Genomic DNA, 21,427 nt, shown 5'->3' with positions numbered 1-21,427 from the left:
GCGCCTGCGTCCCCCGCCATTTGCACGAATTGCCCGGCTTCGCGAAGCACGGTCCGGCCCCAGAGGATCCACGCCGCGCTCGTCGCGATCGTCGCGGCGATGATGCCAACGCTGCGGCGTTCGATCGCGATACCGATCCGGCGGCCGCCCATCCGACCCGGTGCTTCGACGGCCAAATCGGGTAGACGGCGCCCCGCCAAGAATGCGATCAGCAACCGTTCCAGGAAGACGGTACCGGGGCGCCGATGCAACGCGTACAGCAAGTGCCGGAGCTTCGAGCCTGAAATGCGCTGATCGGCAACGTCGAGCAAAAACGCTGGCGCAACCGACGGCTCTTCCCGGAGCAGTTCGACCCAAAGGGCGCGTACGCGCGCCGTCTCCGATGGCGGCATCGCCTCTATCAATGCTTTGCGCAGCCAGTCGGGCATCTTCGCCCGGCGCAGCCAAGGCAGGCGCGAGATGGCGACATAGCTTTGTTCGGTCATCGCCGGCAGACCATTGGCCAAGGTGAGCAGCACGCCCACACGCTCGGTAAGACGAGGACTGATCGTCGGAAAGACCGCGAGCGCGCATAGGTGCAGGAAAGCGCCCGGATCGAGGGCGTCGCGAAGCGCCTCGATAAGCTCGCCGATCTCGTGATCGGAAGGCCCGGTGTTGCTCAACCAGCGGTAGGAGGACCCGTCAAATCTGGCTTGCAGCCGTTCGAAAGCTTCGGAGCCGGAAACGATCTGTTCGGGCTCGAACGGTTCGCCGGGGCGCAGCCGTTGCGCGAGACGGGAGAGTCCCTTACTTGTCGCCGGCGTCAGCAGAAAGCCGCGCGCGATCAATTCGCGCTCGCGAAAGCCCCATTGGCTCTGCGGTACTGGCGTCAATACCGCTATCGTGCTGAACCGCTGAAGCGCCTCCACCCAGCCGCGCCATCGCCGCTGCACCGGATCCCAGAAATCGACGACATCGGCGATCATCATGAGCCGTGCATCAGGATATCGTGCGGCGAGTTCCTCGAGCCGCAATGTACGGCGCTGTCCGTCGGAACGAAGCTCGTGCAGATGACGCGGGTCGCCAGAATATACTGCGCGTACCACCTTGCATTGCTCGGTATGCAGGCGAGCGGCGAGGACGTCGCCGAGTTCCCCGACGTGGTCGCTCACCGACGCGCGATCGATCAGCAGGATGTACTCGGGAAGCACAAAACGGTGCCGGCGCAGGAATTGAGCGAAGCCGCCGCGCCTCGCAGTCGCGACTGCACTGCGGACAACATCGAGATCATCGGATTCGATCCGGCTATGGCGCCAAAGGTCCCGCAACGCGCCGTGCACGGCGCCGCGCGGAAAGAGCGGGGAATCGGACACTTTGATTCCGAGCGCCAATGTTGCTGCATCGCGCGGCGCATTTCCCCGCATGAGCACCGCGACCTTCCTCTCCGAGAGCAGGACGAACAGCCCAAACGACGGCAGCGCAAATGCAATGCCGAAATAGCTCGCCAGCTCCCACTGAAGCGCTTGCTGCCACTCGGCTATAGCCGGCGCCGCCAGATAGGCGCCCAGCGCAACGGCGCCAAGCGCCAGAACGAGACCGACATTCCGGGGGTTCATCGGAATGCGGCTCCACAAACGGCGTGCGCCGCTCGCCTGGCGCCGCGCAAGCTCGGTCACCGAGTCCGTCACGTCCGGCGCTGGCGCGGCTAAGGCGCCGGGCTGCCAGCGCCTGAGGATAGCTCCGAGCCGTTCCTGCTCATCCGGGTTTCGGCAGACGATCGGAGCGATCAGCCGCTCAAGCGCCAAGAGGTCGGCAACCCCGCCACCGCGCCGCAATACTTCCTGGCGCAACGCGTGCAATCTCAGTTCATCGTCGATGCCGAGCCTGAATTCATAGGCACGCAGATAAGCAGTCAGATCGGATAGGCGATCGAGCAGGTCGGGACGATCCTTTCCGGCCGCGGTTGCCATTACTCAAAGCCGAACTGCGCGGGATCGAGCTTCAGGATGCGGACCATCAGCGCAAGGTCCTCGGGCGTCTTGGCAAGCGTCTTCAGTGTCACACCGAGCGCGCCGGGATTTTCCCTGAGCGACTTGCTTCCCGACGGATAGATCGCTTCGATCGTGTCCAGCCAAGCGAGCATTTCCGCGGTCCCGGGACGCCGCCCGTCACGACCGATCTTGTCATGCAGCGAGTCCAGCGTCGCCATGGCGTCGTCGAACAGGTCTTGGCGCTCGAGCAATTTGGGCTCCTGCAGCGCCACGACCTCGCGTCGCCGTGCCTCGTCCGGAATCGGAATATGGTGATAAACGCAGCGGCGGAGCAGCGCTTCAGGAAGGTTCTTGTCCGCGTTGCTCGTGATCACGACGACCGGCCGATAGTTGGGGTCGCCTCGCACCACCACGCCGAGCTCGGGAATGCGGAACTCCATTCGTTCGATCTCGCTCAGCAGGTCGTTGGGCGTATCGCGCGGTGCCTTGTCGAGCTCGTCGATCAGGACGACCTGCCGCCGGGCTTTCGGGAACGCGCCGGGAAAGAGGTCCGAATGCCGCCGCGCTGCGCCTGCATCCGTTGCACGCGAGGCGCTCGTTCGCGACAGCGCGCCACCGGCGCCGGCCGAGAAGAGAATGGCCAATCCCAACGCGCTCAGCTCAAGATAGTCCTGCTGGGGACGTGCAGCCTTGGGCCCGCCTTGCGCATCGCGGAACCGTGCCAGCTCGTCGAAGGTGTACAGGAGATCGCGTCCCGTCGTGACCGACTTGACCACGTGTACCAGCGGCTCCTCCAGGCCCATTTGATAGGCCAACCAATATGCGAGACTCGTCTTGCCCGATCCAGGCTCACCGGTGAGAAGCAGCGGCTGCCCCAGCAGCAGTGCGACATTTACGGCGGACTTGAGCGCCGGGCCGGGATCGTAGCGTGTCGGGCGCCGATATCTCTCGAAGAAAGGCTCGGGCAGAGATATCTGGGCTCCAGGCCCGGCTGGCTGGGGGATCAGCCACCATTTCGGATCGGGTGGGGCACCACGTTCATTGGGTGTCGGCATTGTGCAGCATCCCTTCAACCGTGACAGTGAATTGGCTCAGCGACAGGCTGGGCGGCGCCCGCGAAATCTGCTCGTGCAGGTCGTGATGATCCTCGTCATCGAGCGGCACATACTGGCGCAACCGATCGAGCCAAGGACGAAGATCGTTTCCGATCTCGATTGGACCCAGCGGCGGCGACAGCACTGCCGTCCGCTGCGCGGCCGAGCAGAGCGCCATTACCCGCTCCACACCGGGGTCCGGCAAGTGGGGACGCAGGAAAGCGGGCAGGAACGTGCGCGACGGAGGCTCGACGACGAGCCAGCAAGCGAACCAGTATAGCCTGCCGGATTGCTGCACCTCCGCGCAGAAGTCGAGCCACAACCCGAGCAGCTCGGAATGGCCGGGTCCCATCCTGTTGGGTTCGATTTCCCACCAGATGGCGGCCGGGGTGCGCTGCTGCAACGCCTTGATAAAGGCTGCGGGACTCCAGGTAGCGGTAAGCGGTAGGCTCAGCAGGCTTGCGCATCGGCGCACAAGTTCAGCAAAGCTTGCGGACGAGTCAGTGATCGTGAAATCCTCGATCCAGTCCAGCTTGGCCACCGCACGCTCAGGCGCCAGGTCGCCGACAATTTCGCGAAACTCGGGCACGGCGGCCAGTCGCTGCATGAACAGTTCGGGCATGTCATCGCGCGTGCCACTGAAGATGAAGCCCTGGCTGGCGCCGGCACGAATGCAGGATTCGAACGAGGCGCGCTGGGGATTACGGTCGATGAAGCAATAATGGCGACGCAGCGACTCGAGCAGCGTGCGATAGAAGCGCTGATGGCGCAACTTGCGCATTTTGGGTTGGCCCAGGCCATGGTCGGACAGGGCCTTTCGAAAAGCTGCTTCCTCGAACAAGGGCTCGACTGCGACCGCCGTAAGGCTTTCGCCGCCCCAGGCTTCCGGGACGCTCACGATGAGGGCAAATAGCAGCTCCTGCCGGAAGACCGCGGCACCGGAAAATCCCGCCCAGTCTTCAACATCGACCGGACGGGCATTGGTGCTGAACACGTCGAATTTTCCGGAGCGGAACGCGTAGGTCGCCTGACCGACGACGTGCTTGTCGATCCGCTCATTCTGGCGGTTCCGGTTCGCTCGGGGAAACCCCACGGACGCGCAGTCGAACGTGCCGGCGCTTGCGTGGCCGCCGGACACGCGGCCGAATACAGGCGAGGCGCCCAGATCGACCGCCACCGGCGTGTCGAGCCGGATCAGCGCAGCGTCATGATATTGCGACCTCCAGAGCAAGGCCGCGTCGAGTTCTGCATCGACCCGTTTCCAACGGCGGATGATGCACGGATCGCCATGGGCCGAATTGTCGGCGACGTGGCCCGCAGTCAGGATCAGTCGGTCCGTCAGGAGATAGCCCGAGCCGAACCTGTTGCTGCCGTCCCTGAACCAGATATCGACAACGCGCTCCGGGTTCACCGGCCTAGGTCCACCTGCTCCTGTCGCTGCTCCCGGTCGGCGATTTCGAGGCTTCGACCGTTGCGCTTGGGAACGAGCGTGATCTTTACGCTTTGCGTCCGTGCATCGCCCAGCTTGCCGCCCACTTTGGCCTCGCTTCCCAAGCCGAAGATCTTGAAACCGAGCGTTGCCTCCGCGCTCGCTTCGCGCTCGACGACCGCCTGGAACTCAACCTCAACGGTCCCGACCTCGAAGCGAATCGCTTCATTCTGTCCGGCCGTCTGTGCTTCGGACAACTGAGTCCGCAGCGCGCCGATCGCTTCGGCGAGCGGGATCAAATCCTGCATTCGTCTACCCCCCTCGAATCATGAGACGCAATTGTCAGCTCAAGCCATGCTTCGGGCAACCGAATACTTTCCGCACAGGTTTTCGGGTAGCGAATATTTCGATGTCGATTCGACGAAGCGCGACTGCAATCCCAACTCCCCGCCGCTCGATAAGAGCAAGAGCAGCACAGCCCGGAACCTTCATAGTCGTTATCCCGCGGTTACAAGAAGAATGCCGTTGCTGAATTCACCGAGCCGGGAACTCCGCCGCGGCCCATTGCCGACTGCCCGGACTATTGGTGCCGAACTGCTGAAACCGGCGTATTTGTAAGCTCCGCACTGGCCAGCGAACGCATCATTCCGGGTAGGCACGCGGAGAGGTTGCTGCGGCTTTGTGGTGAGCAAACAATCGAACTGCGGCGAAGGGCCGCGCCCCATTAGCGGTCATCAAATTGGTCCATGGGCCAACCGCCCGCTTCCGGAATCAGCGCTGCTGGCTCGAACGGCGAAGATTGAGCACATAGCGGCCGCGGGACTATGCGCGATAACTACTGATTATGCGCACAGTGCGGGACATCATTCCCAACGCACTTTCGCTTTCACGCATTCCTTTGGGGATGGCGTTTCTGCTGCTCTACAGCACATCGGAAGCTTGGCGCTTCTGGTCCGCGCTCGCGGTGGCGATGCTAGCCCTGTTGACCGACATAGCCGATGGCCGTTTAGCACGTCGGTGGAAGGTAACGAGCGACGCTGGCGCGTTGATCGATGGACTGGGCGACAAGGCCTTCTATGTCGCCGTTTATCTCGTCATCGCGGCCAACCACGCGGCCGAAAGCCTCCTGTTGTGGGCTCTGATCTTCCGTGAGGTGGCGCTATACGCGCTCCGCACCATCGACGGGAATCGATCACAAAATACCAAACAATTGCGTTGGGCGTCACTCGCTTACGCCTTCGTTATCCGCATGTATTTTCTGTATTTCGTACTAGCCGGCTGGTTCAGCGTCACTCAACGTCCGGTGCCTTTCCCGATAGGTTACGGCTTTCTGTTCGGCTATGTTGCGGCCATCTTTGGCTACATCGGCCTCGTGAAACTCGCGCAGCAAATCACGGAAAGAAGTGGATTGCGAGGCTGACCACCGGAGGCGTCGCCCTCATGGCAAGGATGATAACCTTTGTCGTGTCCGAATAGGGCGATGCCTTTGCCGCGCTGAAAAAGAAGCGCCTGGCTGTGAATTGAAACAAATCTCTGTCGGAGGCCGGCGGGGGTTGCCGCGATGATTTCGCGAGATCGCGAAATTCTTTGTCCCTTGCCTGCCACAGCACCATCTGCGCCGGCCAAATCACAATGAAGCTGGTGACGAGAAAGACGGTCGACACGACGATCAGCGGAATGAGGATCGATTCATACATCATCTGATGTGTCACCAGCAGGGCGAACATCACGAAGAACGCCAGCAGGCACGGGACAAGGATTGCGATATTCAGCGTCCCAACATTCTTGAGCCCATAGCAGCCATCCGGATGCTCTACGCGCGGTTGGAGCAGCCCGTGTTTCTCCGCGCGACGCAGAATGCTGCGTGTAGCAATAATGATTGTGACGAGCTTAAACCCGACAATCGGATAGACGACGACCCACGAGAGGAACAGGCATGCCTTAAATGCGATGAAACTCCGCATGTGAAGGCCGGAATCGAAGACGTCGTGGTGGGCGAAGATGGGGTGGCGCAGGGCGCCAAGGGGGTCAATTGTCGAGGCGACGTTATACGTCCATGCGAACAGCCCGGTGATGAGGCATAGCGCGTAGAAGAGCGCGGCAGTCCCCTTACCCCTAACCCAAGGCAGGTACTCTCGGAGTGATCGGGTGATTGCCCGAGCTGCATCTCTATCGGCGCGCGCGGGTAGAGTCAGTATCGCAACGCAAAATTGCCTATCGAGAAAGCCGCTGGCGACAAGCAAGAGCGGATCGGTGAGGAGAATCGCCCACGCTCCATAATGCTGCAAGAAACCACGGCCGCCCTCGGTAAACTTGCCGCTAGCGCTGATGGTCCAAGAGTTATCCCACCAGCAGGCCAGCAGAACGGCGGTGAGCTGTGCCAACGATATCGCTAGTATCGGGCCTACAATGTGCCAGTTCACCCTTCCCCGTGAGCGGATCAGGCGTGAGGATAACGACAATGGTGCCGCAATGGCGGACGTTAGCATAATCAGTAGTTATCCGTTCAATGTAGCCCTTGCGTAACCTATCCAACGGATCGCCAAAAGATGCACGCTTTTGAAACCCGCGGTATAAAGCCATCACAATTCCCGATCTGGCTATCTCGCTTATGCCACAGCAGCCTGATCAAGCGACGCCGCCGCTATGATAGTCTGGAATTCCGTCAGCATGTCGGGATGTCGCCGCCCGAGGTAGGCTGCGATCTGCTGGTTGGCGACGAGTCGTGAAAGATACCGCGACGCAAGCACTAGCTGGAGAACGTCGTCGCCGAACGTGTCCTCGACCGCTTTGAAGTCGCGGTTGAGGCTTTCCATCTCGCGCTCCATACGCGCCATCTGCTCGGGCGTCATGCCGATGATCTGCTTCGGCTTGTCGGGCCTCATGAGATCGGCCTGACGCGTGGCGGCGAGGAGAGCCTTGGCGTAACTGGTCGAAAAATTGCCGGCGGAGACCATCAGTTCAGCTGCCTCAATCTGCCGTAGCGGTTTGAGCTTGCGCAGCACCTCGAAGGTCTGCGGGTTGACCGAACGGTCCTTCAGCAACTCGACCACTTCCTGGCATATGCCGTCGAGCAGGTTCTTCCGCCGCTGGATCAGCTTCGTATCGACCCCGAGCGCGCGCGCAATCTTCTCCTCCGAAACCCCGCGCTCGATCGCGCGAACGATCATGTAGTGCTCCTGGATAGTGGCGAGGCGATTGACGCGTTTGTTGTACGTAAAGGCTTCGTCATCATCCGCGACAATGCAGCGCACTTCCGTTTCTGCGCGCTCGAGGAGCGCAAAATACCGAAGATGCCCGTCCATAAGCAGATACGGTAACCCCGATTTCTGCCTCGCGATCACCAGTGGTTCGATGATGCCCACTTCCAGCACGGAGGTGGCGATCCGCTGGTATCGCTTCGACGCGGCGACATTCGCCGCCAGCTTCCGTAGAGGAAGAATGTCGGAAAGCGGAATAACGACGACCTCGCGCTCGAATGCGATTCTGACGCCGCCCGACATCATTAGGCCTCGGAAATGCCCAGCCGTTCGGCGAGGGGAAGAGGAAGTGTATTCATCGCTTCGGCCCGAAGGAGGGTGACGAAGTGCTCCTCAGCCAGCAGATTCTTTAGCGCATTGACGATGAACAACAGGCGCCCTTGTGTGAGGGTCGCCTTCTTCACCAGCAGCTTCTGGCGTTCGACCTCCTTCTGATAGGCGCGCACGAGCGCGGTCGCGGTCGGCTTGCTGGTCGCGCGATTGGGTTGCCCGACGCTGCGGACGCCCTTTCCGATTAGGTTGCGCTCATCGACGATGCGCCGGATCGCCAGCACCTGCGCGCCCGGCAGCGCCCGTTGTTCGTATGCCTCGGTCAGAGCGCGCTGAACGTCCTCGTCGCCGGCACGCGCAATTTCGATGGCGATGGTGTGCGGTACGACCCCGCGCTCAACAGCATCGAGCAGGCGCTCCTCACCATGATCGAGAAGGAAGCAGATTGCCCAGACATATTCGTGGCTGAACCCGACCTTTTCACCGATCTCTGAATGGCCGTATCCGCGGTCGCGCAGCGCCCCCACCTCGCGGATCAATTCGAGGGGAGTGTGATTGCGGCGTGCGATGTTCTCCACGAGGCTCATCACATAACAATCCTCGCTGGACGCCTCGATGACGACTGCGGGGATATGGGTCTGTTTGAGCGCTATGAACGCCTCCATGCGACCTTGACCGCAAACCAGCGCGAAGCCTGAACTATCGCCTTTGCGGCTGACTGTGATGGGCTTCTTCAAACCTAGCTGCGCAATGCTCTGGACGAGCTCTTCGAAGATCTTGCGATTGCGCGACCGGGGATTCAGGATCTCGACGTCGGCGATCGCAATCATCTGAATGTCCGGCACCGTCCCGCTCATGCGGCACGATCCAGGCGAAAACGGCGGGTCAGGTGATAGAGGGGGGCGAGGTCTTCGGTGCGATAGGCGTCGAGGTAGACCCCGTTGTATTCCGCCATGCGCAGGTACTCGTTCGATCCGACGTCGAGCCAGGGGAGCAGGTAGTAATCGCGGGCATGCCTATTCTCGGCATCCATGCGAACAGCGACCGTGATGTCGGGCCTCAAGCTGGTGTCGAGCCGCAGCTTCCATCGCAAGCCGCCGGCGGGCATGGGTGCGCAACGCAGGATGACGAGAGAGAGCGACAACTCCTGATTGATAAGGAGGAGGTCATTCGTTGGATTGACGCGTACGGATCCGCCGACGCGCTCAATCTCTGCGATGGTCTGCGCCACGATGTCGGGATGCATCAGCCGCAGGACACGGTTCGTTTCGACGTACCGGTAGTCGCGCTCGGGCACGTAGCCGATCAGCTGGTAGGCGCGGATCAGGCTGCCGAACCGGTTCCGATAGGTTGCGGTCGATGGCATTTCCTCCAGTTCGTCGATGATCAGGCCGGAGAGCGCTCCGCGCTTGGCAAGGAGGTCGGCGAGCATCTGGAGCAGTTCGTCGTTCGAGAATCTGCGGGCGCGTTCGGCGAAAATGCGCTGGGCTGCTTCAAAGAAGTCGGGCTCGACGATCGGCTGGAACGCCCCTTCCGCGCGGATCCACATATCGGGCGTGTTCATCACCCGCTTCTGCTTCAGCTTAAAGGAGACCCGGTTGTAGACATTGTTGCCGACGTATTTTTCGTTGCTGAGGATCTGGTGGACGATGCCGCGCGTCCACGGCTTTCCGAGATCCGTGCACCTCCCTTCCTCGTTCATGATCGTCGCGATCTCGCGCTCGGAGCGGCGCTGCACGACGAACAGTCGGTAGATTCGCTGAACGGTTTCAATCTCGTCGGCTGGTCCCGGGACGAGGATGACACGGTCGGTCTGGAGACTCTTGTGCTCACCGCGTGCCAGGGGCGCTTTCGGCTCGTTTCGCTCATCGACCAGGTGGCGCCGCAGCCCATAGCCGGCCGGGCCACCCTGCCGATATCCCATCGTGATTAGCCGGCACTGGCCGGTGAACACCTTGGCTGACAGCTCACGGCTATATTCGCCGGCCATCGCGCGCTTCATGTTCTTGATGATTGTGGCGCTGAGGCTGCCGTCATTCTCGAATTGCTCGGCGCAATAATGCACCGTCACGCCGGCCTCGCGGCAGATGAACTCGTAATAGGCGCTTTCGTCCGCATCCTGGAAACGGCCCCAGCGGCTCACATCATAAACGAGGATCGCTTCAAAATTGATTGAACGGGACCGTACGTCGTCGATCAAACGCTGCAGTGAATCCCGACCCGCAATGTTTAGGCCGCTTCTTCCCTCATCAGCGTAGGTGTGGACGATCTCGAAGCCCCTCCGGGCAGCATAGGCGGCAATGATCTCAGCCTGATTTTCAGTCGAGTATTTCTGATGGTCGGTCGACATCCGGACATATTGCGCCGCGCGGATCACGGGACGCTCTTCTTCGGAAATAATGCCGATGCCCCTTTGCACGATCACCTCTATCGGATGCGAACTGACCAAATCGAGGTCATATTTCGCTCTCCATCTATGTGGAGCGTGGGGTCATGTCGTTTACGGAGAACGACCGAAAAATTCAGTCGGAAAACGGAAAAGCTTTTCCGCCGGGTGAGCAAACTGAGCCGCTACCGCCATTCGTGGTCGCCATCGCTCGTGCCCTACGCGGCGAGTTCGGCAATTCCCCGAGCACCATGAAAACCGTTGCGCGCATGACCGGTACGAACGAACGAACCGTCAGAAATTGGTTCGAGGAGAGGAATGGCCCGACCGGCGAGAACCTTGTCGTTCTGATGCAGAACTCGGACCAGGTGTTGCATACGGTTCTGCTGCTAGCGGGTCGCAACGATCTTCTGGTCGCCGCCAAGATCGCCACGACAAGAACTCAACTGAGAGAAACACTGAGCGCCCTTGATCAACTCCTGTCAGGTGACGAGCGATCGGCGTAAAGCATCCGAAGACGCAAGCGCCACAAGATCAAAGGCAATCGTATGCAGGTGATCAGATGGATGTCGGCAACTGATCGAATGTCCATGTGCTACCTTGGCGCAGGCACTGGCCCGCGAGCTGATCGACCGCCTACACGACCTCGTCAGTGCGATCGACTGGCTCAGGGGTCGCCAGACCCGCGCCGCTGTGTTGTCGGAAATTAGGGTGAAGTTGAACGAGCTGCCGGAGGCACCCTATCCCGAGGACCTTTGGAACGGGAAGGTTGAGCAGGTGTGGGATTTCGTGCTGCACCGCTACGCGGCGTGATCACGAAGCGTGGACTGCCTATCGCGGGCCAACTTGCGCCGCCTGAACCTCTCGAACGGTCCAGAGCGTGTGGTACATGGTCGAAGTAGTTGAGCCCGGCATATCGTCGCTACGCCACGGACCAAGCGATAACGTCTGCCCCTTCGGAGCCTTGATAACTATCCTTGCCGATGTCGCTTCGAGAAGCTCGGCCGGAACTCGCACGTCGTTGGGACCCACAATGAAGAGTGACTCGCCTGTGTTCGGAAAATCCCGCTTCCGATCACCAACTATCTGCGAGCTCTCCATAAGAGTGAATACCGTCCCGATGCGAGGTTCCACCGACATATGGTAGGCAAGCCAGTCCATACTGGCGATCTGGGGTCGCGGCGCTCGGTCTTCAAGGGCGCGAAAGTGCCGCCTCCTCATACTCTCCTTGCTGGCTGATCATTGCGTCCGGTGTCGATGTCTTGATCGCCGCTATTCTCTAGACGCGCGGGCGAGGCGAGTCCGCAATATTGTCGTGGCACTCGGCACGCGCCAGGGTGTGCGGGCGTGACCGGCGCGCGTAAGATGACGCGGGACAAGGACTATCGCCCCCCCTTTTTGAAGGCTTCTGGCGCGTTCCGTAAGCGTTTCGACTTCGTGATCCGCCGGCGGTTTGCGGAGATTTCAAGGAGCCACGGCCTTGGAGATTGCTCCGCTTCAGAGTCGATTTTGGACTTCGTGCTGCTGGCGGCTCGAAAATCTTGTCGTTGACGTGTGAGATAACCATCGGCAACTTCCCGAAAGGGGGCTGAAGTGCATGCCGATTGAGCAACGACCGAGTATTGACGTAGCAATTCTGGCCGGACGTGTCCCTCACAAGGATCGGCTCTATGCGATCGGTCCGTTTGCCGAGCGGGTCAGTTTCGCGTCGCAGCAGCGGCGGGCGATGAACCTGATCTGCGCCATCCACGACGAGATTTGCCGGAGCGGCGATGATGCCGGGCTGAAGGGAAAAAGTGCCTGCGTCGTCGGGGCCGGGCTTGCCGGCCTGACGTGCAGCATTGCGCTGGCGGCCTTCAACTGCACCAACTGGATATTGGAAGCCTCGCACCGGCCACTCAACACGACGCGGCATGCCAAGCATCGCGAGATCCATCCGACGATCAATTTCTGGCCCCGCGAGACAGTGAGCATCTCGACCGAGCTGCCGTTCATGAACTGGTACCAAGATCGGTGCGATCTTCTCATGGCGAGGTTGCTCGACAAATGGGAGCGCTTCGCCACCCGGTCGGAGATCATGCCAATCACCTACCGTTCGACGGTGACAGGCGTGCAGCGCAAATCCGGCAAATGGCAGGTGACCACCACCGGCACGGCTTCGCCCGTGCAGGATTTCGACCTGGTCATCTTCGCAACCGGGTTCGGGCTGGAAAAGATCGTCATGAACTCGGGTTCTCCGGCATATTGGAGTCTCGATGGCGACCGCATCGACGCGATCCGTGACGCCTCGCCGCCGGTCGTCAAGAATTTCGTGGTGGGCGGCACCGGCGATGGCGGTCTCATTGAAGTGTTGCGCCTGCTCTACCGGAATTTCCAGGCGGGTCGCGTCAGCTACGGCACCGAAGCCACGCTCGAGAATGACTGGATCCTGAGAACCTTGCGCGAGATCGAGGGACGCGTGAAGCTGCGCGTCTCGGACTATATCCTTCACGAGGGCTTCCCGGTCGATCCGAAGACTAAGGACGAGATCGCGCGCGCGCTCTGGGAGGAATATGCGTCCATCTACGTCAGGCTCGGCGCGCGATTTCGGCAGAGTCTCGAGGAGCAGCGCACTGCGCTTCCCAAGGTCATCCTGATCGGCAAGCGCGCCACACCGGCCGAGCACACGGCGTCGCCCTATCATCGCCTGCTGATCATGCACGCGATACACGAAGGCTGGGTCGAGTATTATCAGCACAGCGGCAGTGTGGTGGTGGCGGATTGCTCGGCGCCCGGGGATCATCGGGATGCGGACCGGCTGCTGGTCAAGCGCAAGCATGTCTCATTCCGGGGCCGGAAGTCCATGATCGGCGACGGCGGCAGCGTCGCGAGCAAACGGCTTCGCGGTACCATGTCGCTCGAAAACTGCTTCTTCATCAACCGCTACGGCACCGACTCGCCGCTGAAGGACATTCTAGACCCGATCTCACCGGACCTGATCGACCAGGTCAAGAAGCGCCAGCTGCTATATGCCGATCAGGACTGGATTTCGCTTGCCCAGGCGAGTGACCTTGCCGAGCGGCTCGGCTGCGCACGCCCCGACGAGCCGGTCAACTGGCTGTTCGAGCAAATGGACGAGGCGCGCATGTTCTTCAGGGACCGCTACCGGCTCCGGGTCCAGGACGAGGTCGTCGAAGGCACGCCGCGGCTACTTCTCTATACCGGCAACGGCAATGATCGTCGGTGGTCCGATGTGAATGAAGCAGGCCCTATTCCCGAGCACTTCTTCGGCGTACCGATTGACAGAACGAAAGTCGTCACGATTCCGCTTGCAAGCAGGACCGGCCACTAAATGGCGGAAATCTCACATCTGACTTCAGTTTGGCGGATAGAACAGCCTTCCGCAGTCGGCCGCCTCGGCCTGATACTCATCGACGACTCGGCCGGCGACGCGATCGCGCTGACCGCCGCGCAAATCACCCGCGGCGCGGACCTAGTCATCCACAAGGGCGGTCTCGTCGGCGCCTGCTCGACCGACAATGATCGCTCTTGGAATCATTTCGACGAACGCCCCGCCTGGACGATGATCGAGGCGGTGCGGATCGACCATTCGGCGGTGCTGGCAGATCCTTCCGTCCGACTCGCGGGGGACCGCCGGACCCCCGGTTTCGGGCTTTGCCGCGACCCGCATTCTCTCGCCGGCAGCCGCGTGCTGGTGCATGGTGGACAGTCCGGACCGCGGCTGGGAATATTGCGCTCGGTGCGCGGGCTCTTTCGCATGCCCGTTCAGGATTTTGCCGAGCCTGTCATTTTCTACGACGCGCTGGTCGTCAACAGCCTCGATGCGGCGCCGCTCTCCGTCGAGGGAGACTCAGGTGCCGCGGTCACCGATCTCGACGGGAACGCGGTCGGTGTCGTGATATGCGGGATCGGAACGACGACCTATGCCGCTCCCATAGGAGCGTTTCTGAGGGGTGACGTGGAGCTGCGGTCGGCTACGCTCGGGGATATCGATCTCTGGAACGCTGACGCCCACTCCTACGAATACGACGAGACGGCGGCGCCGGACGCGGACACGGAAGTGAGGGAGCCCGCGGACGCTGAGAAGCGCAACTGGCTCGCAACCGACGGCTCCGACGAAGACCTTGCCAGAGCTGGGAAGGAGCTCGCGGCCGAATGCCTGTGAGGGAGCCCTCGACCGGCCGAGGCCCCAGCCCCGAGGCAGTACATCGACTATCCACGGATATCGCCAATGCAGTCAATCTACGGGAATTACTCTACCATCGCGATCTAGATCACAAGTTCATCGCATCTGGCGGCAGGATATGTTACGCGATCGACTCCAATATTCTGTACAGTTACTTCCGTACCCAGTCACAAACGACGACGCCGATGTCGGCCCGGATATTCGAGGGCCCCCCGGGGGAGACACGGCCGATCGCGGAAGACCGCGTCCTCGACATCATCGTCACCTATCTGGTGCAAAACCTCGTAAATCGGGACAGCAGCCCCTTTCCGTTGCTCGTGCTCCCCGGCCACGTCATGGAAACCAGGTTTCTCTACGATACGCTACTTCAGAAGCTCGACGACAGCCGCCACGAGCACCGCACCGCAAAGATGCTGCTCCTCACCACGCTGAGAGCGTTGGCGCAGGCGCCTGAAGGCGAGCAGAAGGCCTTGGCGGAGCGAAACGAGGAGCTGCTTCACAAATTGCTATACGCGATCGACGACGGGCGCGAGAAGCTCCGGCGCTTCAATGCGTTGATGGCCGACGGCAAGCTTCGTACCGCGGCCAAGCTCTCGCATGATCGGCAGTGGGCGGCGGTGATGCGCACTCGGCCCGCGATTCACGCGATCCTAGAGGCGGGCGCCGAGACCGAGGCTCGCGACGACGACGGCGAGGGGTCCGCCGAATGGTGGCGGCGCCGCCTAACTTCGATGCCCGAGCGCTTCGTCCAGCGCGACAAGGCCGCGCTTTCGACGCTCGATCGGCTGAACCGGCTCCTGAAGGACGACGGAATCCGGATCGTGCTCTTCACCGAAAACTACGCGATCGAGCGGCAAGGCCGCCGGTATCGCCCGTTCCGGCATCTAGACGAGGACCTCGGGCGCTATACATTCAGTGAGCTGTATATCCGGCATCCGAAGGCATTGTTGTTCGAGTCCGCGATTCTGCATCCCGGCCAGGAAGAGGAGGCGGTCTCGGACCCGGGCTGGCTCGACGCCTTCTTGTCCAAGGTGATCGGGAGCGACGGCGCTAGAGGCCTGATAGCGTTTCGAACGCATCTCCAAGGGGTGCGGGGGCTCGACGGGTACCGCGAGGTGGCCAAGGCAGCGCTCAACGATTGGAGCGAGGCCCACTCGCAACTCTATGCAAACTGGCTGGAGCACATTCACAACATCACCTTGGCCCATTCGGCGACCAGTTCGGTCGGTCGACGGATGATGGAGCAGATCCTTGGGCAACCTCGCGAACCCCTGCCGGATTTGAGCGCCCTCGAAGAGGAACTCGATACCCTGACCGAGATCAGCTGGGACAGCTTCTACATCACTGCTGCTAAATCCGGCTATGAGATGATCGGCATTTCTCCGGAGAAGGTCCGAGGGCAGAAGCGGAATGTCCCGATCCTGTTCCTTCGCGACATGGACCCCGGCGAGGAAGCGCTCGACCTGATCTACGAGCATGATGGCGTCATCATCAACGAGCAGGCGATCCGGCAGCTTCTCGGTCAACTGGACGGGTTGACGACGAGGCGCGCGCGCTATTTGAGTTCACTTTGCTACGCGCTGTTGTTTGCCTATGCGGACCGCTGGTCGGTTGCCTCGTCGCTTGCCAAACGGGCGGTCGAGATCGCTGAGCCGGCGCAGTCCGAGGTGGCACCGCGTTTCATCGACAATGTCACCGGCCGCGAAGCTTATTACCTCGCTTGCGTGACCCGGCGACTGACGAGCCGGGAGCGCGGAGATTTGGCAATATGCCAGCATTATCTCGAGCTCGCCCGCGAGGCGCTGGCCAAGGATGTTCGGGCCGAGCGCGAAGGCGAGAAGATCTATCCGCCCATCACGGGCTTGCGCTTCGATGCAGAGGACGTCGCAGTGGCGACCGCTCGGGCCCTGTTCGACGGGTTTGCCCAGAAATGGAGGCTTGCGGGCAACACCCACCTCGTCGGACAGGTTCGCGAAAATCTGCATCGAATTGCCGAAATCCTCAATCCCGACGATGTCTGCGGCGATGAACGAATCCGCCGTCATTCGTATCTGAGCCTTCGGACCAACTATTTCTCGAACCTGTTCCTTCTGGAGTGCGCCGGCGTCCTAGGCGCCCCGGATCTCGTCGATATCTCGCGCGTGGTTGCTGGCCAGCTCAGCGATTGGCGCGCAGGCGTCGGTCTCGACGAAAGGGTCGATGTCTCCGCAATGGACATGCAGACGCTTCTCTACGGGGGTTCCCTGATGGCTCTCCCCGATGTTCCCAGCTCTCTCGCCACGATCGAATTTTTCCAGGCCTATCCGGCTACCGTCGGCGGTCGTTTCCTCATGCCCTACGACCAGAGCCGCTACGAAAGAATGGCGGCACTTGCCGCAAGCCATCGCTCGCAATTCCCCGAACAAAGCTGAGGCGACTCCTCCCAACCGCTCGACGCACGGCAACGAACGCCGATCTCCGACCTTGGGTGCCGATGGTGACCGCCCCAGGGCCGGCGCCTCGCGCGCCGGCCCGGCAGTGGAACGTAGGATTTGCGGTGCCCGCACGGGCGTTTGGCTGGCCCCACCCCACTAAATCAGCTGGCTGCGCTGACGACGATGCGCGCGGCGGAACTCCGTATCAGTCGGACATGGCTGTCAGCGCGGCGCAGATATGTTTGGTGGATGACGAAGGGCCAATGCATCGGTGCATCTTGGGCGGCGAGAGGAAGCCTGACAATAGTTCGGTCCGGTGCCGGGGTTTTGAAGGCGGACCATGGCTACTCGAGACCCCAACGTCACGATAAACAGCGACGCGATAAGGAGAGTAGCTTGGGCGATGATCTCGACGCAGTGCGGATTATGTTCGCCGCGAATAGTCCGGCACGCGCCGCTTTCGAATATATTCTGGCGCATGCGAAGGCCGCGTCGTTCCGCTTCGTTCTGCGGACCAACGAGGTGCGGGCGGTCGAGCTGCAGCGGCCAGATCGCAAGCTGAATCCATTCGCGATCCAGGCCCAGGCAAACCATCTCAATTTCTATCTACGTCGCCCGATCCTAAGTGAGCACCCGGGTCTGTTCGAGGCGGCGGTCGCGACTTTTGGCCCGGTCAAACCAAATAGGCTTGGCGAATATCGCACCCATCTGAAGGACGTCGCTGAAGTTGACGCCATGCTCGCATTCTTACGAAATCACGATGCGTGGCCGTCGAAGCGGTCCGACCGCCGCTTCGTGGCCGAGACATTCGAGCGGCTTACCGGTGAGCACTTCTTGCATTCGGCGCGCCGGCTCGCGGCTGGCTTCAAGGATCATCCGTTCGGGCCATCTACCGACTACGACCTGCTATTCGACGGGATGCGCTTGCCGCCCAAAGCTGTCTTCGGTCTAGCTGCGAGCGAAGCGCTCGGTTTTCCCGTCAAGCCGGAGAATTTCAGCGCCGGCGAAAGCATGGTCTGTTTCCGCATGCTCCGCGCAAGTGGCTATCAGATCGTTGCCAAGGGGGAGAGCGACACGATCGATCCATCGCTAATCAGCGACGAGGATCGCAGCTGGTCCGAAGGGCGCCCGCGGCTCGTCACGCACTTGCGCCGCGAGCGTGGCACGGGATTGGGGCGCGCCAAGCGCGATCAATTCCGCGCCACTCATGGCTATTTGTACTGTGAGCGATGCGGCATGGACCCAGTTTCGACGTTTGGCTCGGACGTCGGCGAGGCCTGCATCGAGGTCCATCACCACAGCACCCACGTCGCTGAAATGGATGACGGCCATCAAACCAGGCTCGAAGATCTTCAATGTCTTTGCGCAAATTGCCACCGGGTCACGCATCGAGAACTCAAGGCCCAGCTGACCGGGTTGCATTGAAGCCACCGGAATCAATAGCTAGTCCAGCGCGAGTACGTCGTCATTTCATCCCGTGGCGATATTCCCAAGATTGGGCAGAATGGCAGACTATAATCTCAACAAGCTTTCCCATGCGGACTTCGAGGAATTGATCCATGATCTGCTCGAAGCCGAGTGGGGAATGCCGCTCGAGAGCTTCAAAACCGGCCGTGATGGGGGCGTGGATCTGCGCCATATCGATGCCGGTTCCCGCACCGTCGTTCAGTGCAAGCACTTTGAGGGCAGCAGCTTCTCCTCACTTCTTTCCAAGCTCAAATCGCACGAGCTTGCCAAGGTGCAGGCGCTCGCCCCTACGCGATACATCCTTGTCACTTCGGTTGGGCTCACGCCTGGAAATAAGGACTCGATCGTCGAGGCGATGCAGCCTTTCATATTGACGCCCAACGACGTCATCGGCGCATCCGAAGTCGAGGATTTGCTGCGCAACCACAGCGACGTCGTCAAGAGTCACTACAAATTGTGGCTGACCAGCACGGCGGTGATGGAGCGTGTACTGCATGCGGCAGAACACGCGCGCACCGAAATCCATATCGAGAAGATCATCCGGAAACTGCCGCTGTTCGTGCGAAACGACGCGTTCCCGCGAGCACTCAAGGCGCTGGAGGATCATCGGCAAGTGATCCTGTCCGGTCCACCAGGCATCGGGAAAAGCACGCTTGCAGACATCTTGTTGTACGCACATTTGGAAGACGGATTCCTGCCAGCGATCATCACCGGGGATCTGGCGGAAGGCCATGTGCTCGCATGTGCGGGTAAGCGCATGCTATTCTATTACGATGATTTTCTGGGCGAAACCTATCTCGGCGATCGGCCCGAATATCTAGGGCGTAAGGAGGACAAGGCGCTTGTCGATTTCATCGACTATGTGCAGCAATCCGAGGGCAGCCGCTTCATACTGACTTCACGCGAGCACATCTTAGCCGATGCGCTCCAACGTTCGGAACGTTTGCGCCAAAGCGGGTTTGCGGATCATCGCTGTGTGATTGAGCTCTCGGATTACACCAAAGCCCAACGCGCTCGCATTCTTTACAACCATCTTTATTTCAGTGGCTTACCTGAGCCATACAAGGAAGAGATGCTCAAGGAGGATTTCTTCCTAACCATCATTGAACACGAGCATTTCAATCCTCGTGTGATCGAATGGCTATCGACGCTGCGCCGACTGCAAGCCGTGCCTCCGGAAGCATATCGGGATTACGTCACCCGGTTGCTCGAAAATCCCGAAGAAATCTGGCGGCACGCATTCGAGCAGGAGATTTCGCGCGCAGCACGCGGCGTTTTGATCTTGGTGTACAGCTTGGGCTATTTCGTCGGCCTGGATGATCTGCAGCCTGCTTGGGCAGCGTATGAGCGCCACTGCGCCGCAAAATATAACTACAGCACAGCGCCGAACAGCTATCGCGACGCGCTCAAGGAGCTCGACGGTTCATTTCTCCGATATTCGGAAGGGCGCGTTCTCTTTCTGAATCCCTCGGTCAGAGATTTCATGGCGACCGTCATCGCGCACAGCCCGGAAATCATCTCAGACCTGTTTTCGACGGCCGTTAGATTTCGGCAGATAGCTGATATTTCGGATACGGCGCTGCTGCCCGACGCTTCGCCCGAGCTGAAAGCATTTGTGCAGCGTAATGCGCCGGAAATGCTCGTGGCTTATGGCCGACTCATCAGGACTGAGAGCCTCAAATGGGTTCGGGAGAAGCGCGGCCGAATCGGGCACTATGTCGACTTTTCACCTTCGCAAAAGGTGCGGCACCTTATTGACGTCTCGGACGACTTACGGACGGCTGCGGCGCTAGACGTAGTGCGTCAGGCGCTCGATCACTTGCTCACATCCAACGACGTCGGCGGTCTCGTCTATGCAATCCAAGGGTTTCTGGAGAACAGCTGGCTCAATCAGAAATCCACTCGCCATCTGGTGGAACCCGCCATCGAGCGACTGCTGGAACTGTTGCCGTTCGCTCAAGCTTCCGATTGCCTAACCTTGCTCGACGTCATGCAAAGCGGCCTCTCTTTCGACGCGCCGGTCCGTAAGCAAATCGACGACGCCATAGATGAGCTCGTACATGACGGCTTTTCCAGCGAGCGCGACAACTGCAACGGCGCCGACGATCTCACGGATCTAAAAGATACAATGACGCGTATCCAGGACCGCCATGGCAAAAACCTGAAAGTAGAGATCACGTCTCTTACCGATGCTATTGCTGAATACGACGAGGACGAAGAAGATACTGGGACTGGTGAGGGGTTAACGGTATCGAATCAGCCAGCGACGGCCGGTGCCTATGGCGACGATGATATACGCGAACTTTTCGGAACGCTCTTTGATTGAACCTGGATACTGTTGCGGCCCGACCGTGTTTCGATAGCGACCTCACAGATCCTTATTCACGTGAAGGCTGGGGTAGGCAATCGCTATTAGCAATTCAAAGGAGATGGGCTTTCGGCCAATTTCGGTCGCTCGAGCTTTAGCCAGCGCCCTGCTGGTCGGGCTGCACTAGCTCGATGTGCGACACCCCTAACGCCATTGCGATCTCGTAGATCGTGACGATCGTCGGGTTGCGTTGGCCGCGCTCCAGACCACTCAAATACTGCTGACTTAGCCCGCAAAGCTCAGCCAGCGCTTCCTGGGTCAGACCACGCTCGCGGCGGATCCGCGCGACATTCGCACCGACGAGTTTGCGCATGTCCATGCACAAACCACTGGCGATCAACGCCGCCGGAGTTTATCAACTATAGTATGTATTTCGTATTGTGCGCCCGTGACTTAATCTCTCTGCCGAACATGACCAATGGTGGCGCGTTGCTTGGCGGGCCAAATTGATCAGCCCTTCTCCGACCATCGCCCGCGCAACGGCAACGAGCATTCGCACCAGGGCGGCCGAGGTCGCGTTTGGCCAATCTCTTGTCACAAATAATCTGCGAGGCCTCGTCGCCGAGACCATCGTCGCCTCGAT

General features: G+C 60.4%; 17 protein-coding genes. 9 read left to right on the top strand and 8 right to left on the bottom strand.

The genetic code is table 11. The features are described from left to right. Positions 1-1,948: 1,948 nt before the first annotated feature. The 3 genes from OF829_RS12650 to OF829_RS12640 are packed head-to-tail and all read right to left on the bottom strand — an operon-like array spanning position 1,949 to position 4,801. On the bottom strand, positions 1,949-3,025 hold the full coding sequence (locus OF829_RS12650; RefSeq protein WP_264940424.1) for an AAA family ATPase: 1,077 nt from the start codon (positions 3,023-3,025) through the stop codon (positions 1,949-1,951). Next, positions 3,009-4,475, bottom strand: coding sequence for a S1 family peptidase (locus OF829_RS12645; protein WP_264940423.1), 1,467 nt, complete (start codon positions 4,473-4,475; stop codon positions 3,009-3,011). Before OF829_RS12645 ends, OF829_RS12650 begins: the two co-directional genes overlap by 17 nt. Next, entirely contained in the window at positions 4,472-4,801 is a 330-nt protein-coding gene (locus tag OF829_RS12640; RefSeq protein WP_264940422.1) for a trypco2 family protein, read from the bottom strand. Before OF829_RS12640 ends, OF829_RS12645 begins: the two co-directional genes overlap by 4 nt. A gap of 536 nt (positions 4,802-5,337) precedes the next feature. On the opposite strand from OF829_RS12640, the gene OF829_RS12635 reads away from it, so the two are divergent. After that, positions 5,338-5,913, top strand: coding sequence for a CDP-alcohol phosphatidyltransferase family protein (locus OF829_RS12635; protein ID WP_264940421.1), 576 nt, complete (start codon positions 5,338-5,340; stop codon positions 5,911-5,913). Here OF829_RS12635 and OF829_RS12630 read toward each other — a convergent pair. The 4 genes from OF829_RS12630 to OF829_RS12615 all read right to left on the bottom strand — a co-directional run bounded on the left by OF829_RS12630 (position 5,885) and on the right by OF829_RS12615 (position 10,448). After that, entirely contained in the window at positions 5,885-6,877 is a 993-nt protein-coding gene (locus OF829_RS12630) for a hypothetical protein (protein ID WP_264940420.1), read from the bottom strand. The two genes, OF829_RS12635 and OF829_RS12630, sit on opposite strands and share 29 nt — an antisense overlap. Before the next feature lie 225 nt (positions 6,878-7,102). After that, on the bottom strand, positions 7,103-7,999 hold the full coding sequence (locus tag OF829_RS12625) for a plasmid partitioning protein RepB C-terminal domain-containing protein (protein WP_264940419.1): 897 nt from the start codon (positions 7,997-7,999) through the stop codon (positions 7,103-7,105). Next, positions 7,999-8,880: a plasmid partitioning protein RepB C-terminal domain-containing protein gene (locus OF829_RS12620; protein WP_264940418.1), complete on the bottom strand. Its 882-nt coding sequence runs from the start codon at positions 8,878-8,880 to the stop codon at positions 7,999-8,001. The genes OF829_RS12625 and OF829_RS12620 overlap by 1 nt, the downstream gene beginning before the upstream one ends. Beyond that, complete coding sequence (locus OF829_RS12615) at positions 8,877-10,448, bottom strand: recombinase family protein (protein WP_264940417.1); 1,572 nt, start codon at positions 10,446-10,448, stop codon at positions 8,877-8,879. The genes OF829_RS12620 and OF829_RS12615 overlap by 4 nt, the downstream gene beginning before the upstream one ends. Before the next feature lie 68 nt (positions 10,449-10,516). On the opposite strand from OF829_RS12615, the gene OF829_RS12610 reads away from it, so the two are divergent. The 8 genes from OF829_RS12610 (at position 10,517) to OF829_RS12575 (ending at position 20,802) form a co-directional block, all read left to right on the top strand. After that, positions 10,517-10,915 (top strand): transposase family protein, encoded by a 399-nt coding sequence (locus OF829_RS12610; protein WP_264940416.1) that lies wholly within the window; start codon positions 10,517-10,519, stop codon positions 10,913-10,915. A 94-nt stretch (positions 10,916-11,009) separates the two neighbouring features. Continuing rightward, positions 11,010-11,222: a hypothetical protein gene (locus OF829_RS12605; protein WP_264940415.1), complete on the top strand. Its 213-nt coding sequence runs from the start codon at positions 11,010-11,012 to the stop codon at positions 11,220-11,222. A gap of 534 nt (positions 11,223-11,756) precedes the next feature. Then, positions 11,757-11,960: a hypothetical protein gene (locus tag OF829_RS12600; RefSeq protein ID WP_264940414.1), complete on the top strand. Its 204-nt coding sequence runs from the start codon at positions 11,757-11,759 to the stop codon at positions 11,958-11,960. Between the two features lie 46 nt (positions 11,961-12,006). Continuing rightward, a complete protein-coding gene (locus OF829_RS12595; protein ID WP_264940413.1) occupies positions 12,007-13,740 on the top strand; it encodes an NAD(P)/FAD-dependent oxidoreductase in 1,734 nt (577 codons plus the stop codon). Further along, positions 13,741-14,574 carry a hypothetical protein gene (locus tag OF829_RS12590; protein WP_264940412.1) on the top strand — a complete coding sequence of 278 codons (834 nt, stop codon included), beginning with the start codon at positions 13,741-13,743 and terminating at the stop codon, positions 14,572-14,574. Between the two features lie 206 nt (positions 14,575-14,780). After that, positions 14,781-17,006, top strand: a complete 2,226-nt coding sequence (locus tag OF829_RS12585; protein ID WP_264940411.1) for a hypothetical protein — start codon at positions 14,781-14,783, stop codon at positions 17,004-17,006. A gap of 399 nt (positions 17,007-17,405) precedes the next feature. After that, positions 17,406-18,434, top strand: a complete 1,029-nt coding sequence (locus tag OF829_RS12580; protein ID WP_264940410.1) for an HNH endonuclease — start codon at positions 17,406-17,408, stop codon at positions 18,432-18,434. 79 nt (positions 18,435-18,513) lie between these two features. Continuing rightward, positions 18,514-20,802 carry an nSTAND3 domain-containing NTPase gene (locus OF829_RS12575; RefSeq protein ID WP_264940409.1) on the top strand — a complete coding sequence of 763 codons (2,289 nt, stop codon included), beginning with the start codon at positions 18,514-18,516 and terminating at the stop codon, positions 20,800-20,802. Positions 20,803-20,938: 136 nt separating this feature from the next. On the opposite strand, the gene OF829_RS12570 is transcribed toward OF829_RS12575, so the two are convergent. Further along, on the bottom strand, positions 20,939-21,157 hold the full coding sequence (locus OF829_RS12570) for a helix-turn-helix domain-containing protein (protein ID WP_406701428.1): 219 nt from the start codon (positions 21,155-21,157) through the stop codon (positions 20,939-20,941). Positions 21,158-21,427: the final 270 nt, after the last annotated feature.

Source organism: Sphingomonas caeni (assembly GCF_026013415.1).
GTDB lineage: Bacteria > Pseudomonadota > Alphaproteobacteria > Sphingomonadales > Sphingomonadaceae > Sphingomonas > Sphingomonas caeni.
The sequence above is the reverse complement of the archived record's forward strand: the minus strand, read 5'-3'. Positions and strand labels throughout refer to the sequence as shown.

Coding starts and splice junctions, on each gene's coding strand:
- OF829_RS12625 (WP_264940419.1), bottom strand. CDS start 7,999: ATGATGTCGGGCGGCGTCAGAATCGCATTCGAGCGCGAGGTCGTCGTT.
- OF829_RS12610 (WP_264940416.1), top strand. CDS start 10,517: ATGTCGTTTACGGAGAACGACCGAAAAATTCAGTCGGAAAACGGAAAA.
- OF829_RS12595 (WP_264940413.1), top strand. CDS start 12,007: ATGCCGATTGAGCAACGACCGAGTATTGACGTAGCAATTCTGGCCGGA.
- OF829_RS12570 (WP_406701428.1), bottom strand. CDS start 21,157: ATGCGCAAACTCGTCGGTGCGAATGTCGCGCGGATCCGCCGCGAGCGT.
- OF829_RS12575 (WP_264940409.1), top strand. CDS start 18,514: ATGGCAGACTATAATCTCAACAAGCTTTCCCATGCGGACTTCGAGGAA.
- OF829_RS12640 (WP_264940422.1), bottom strand. CDS start 4,801: ATGCAGGATTTGATCCCGCTCGCCGAAGCGATCGGCGCGCTGCGGACT.
- OF829_RS12620 (WP_264940418.1), bottom strand. CDS start 8,880: ATGAGCGGGACGGTGCCGGACATTCAGATGATTGCGATCGCCGACGTC.
- OF829_RS12635 (WP_264940421.1), top strand. CDS start 5,338: ATGCGCACAGTGCGGGACATCATTCCCAACGCACTTTCGCTTTCACGC.
- OF829_RS12585 (WP_264940411.1), top strand. CDS start 14,781: ATGTCGGCCCGGATATTCGAGGGCCCCCCGGGGGAGACACGGCCGATC.
- OF829_RS12590 (WP_264940412.1), top strand. CDS start 13,741: ATGGCGGAAATCTCACATCTGACTTCAGTTTGGCGGATAGAACAGCCT.
- OF829_RS12650 (WP_264940424.1), bottom strand. CDS start 3,025: ATGCCGACACCCAATGAACGTGGTGCCCCACCCGATCCGAAATGGTGG.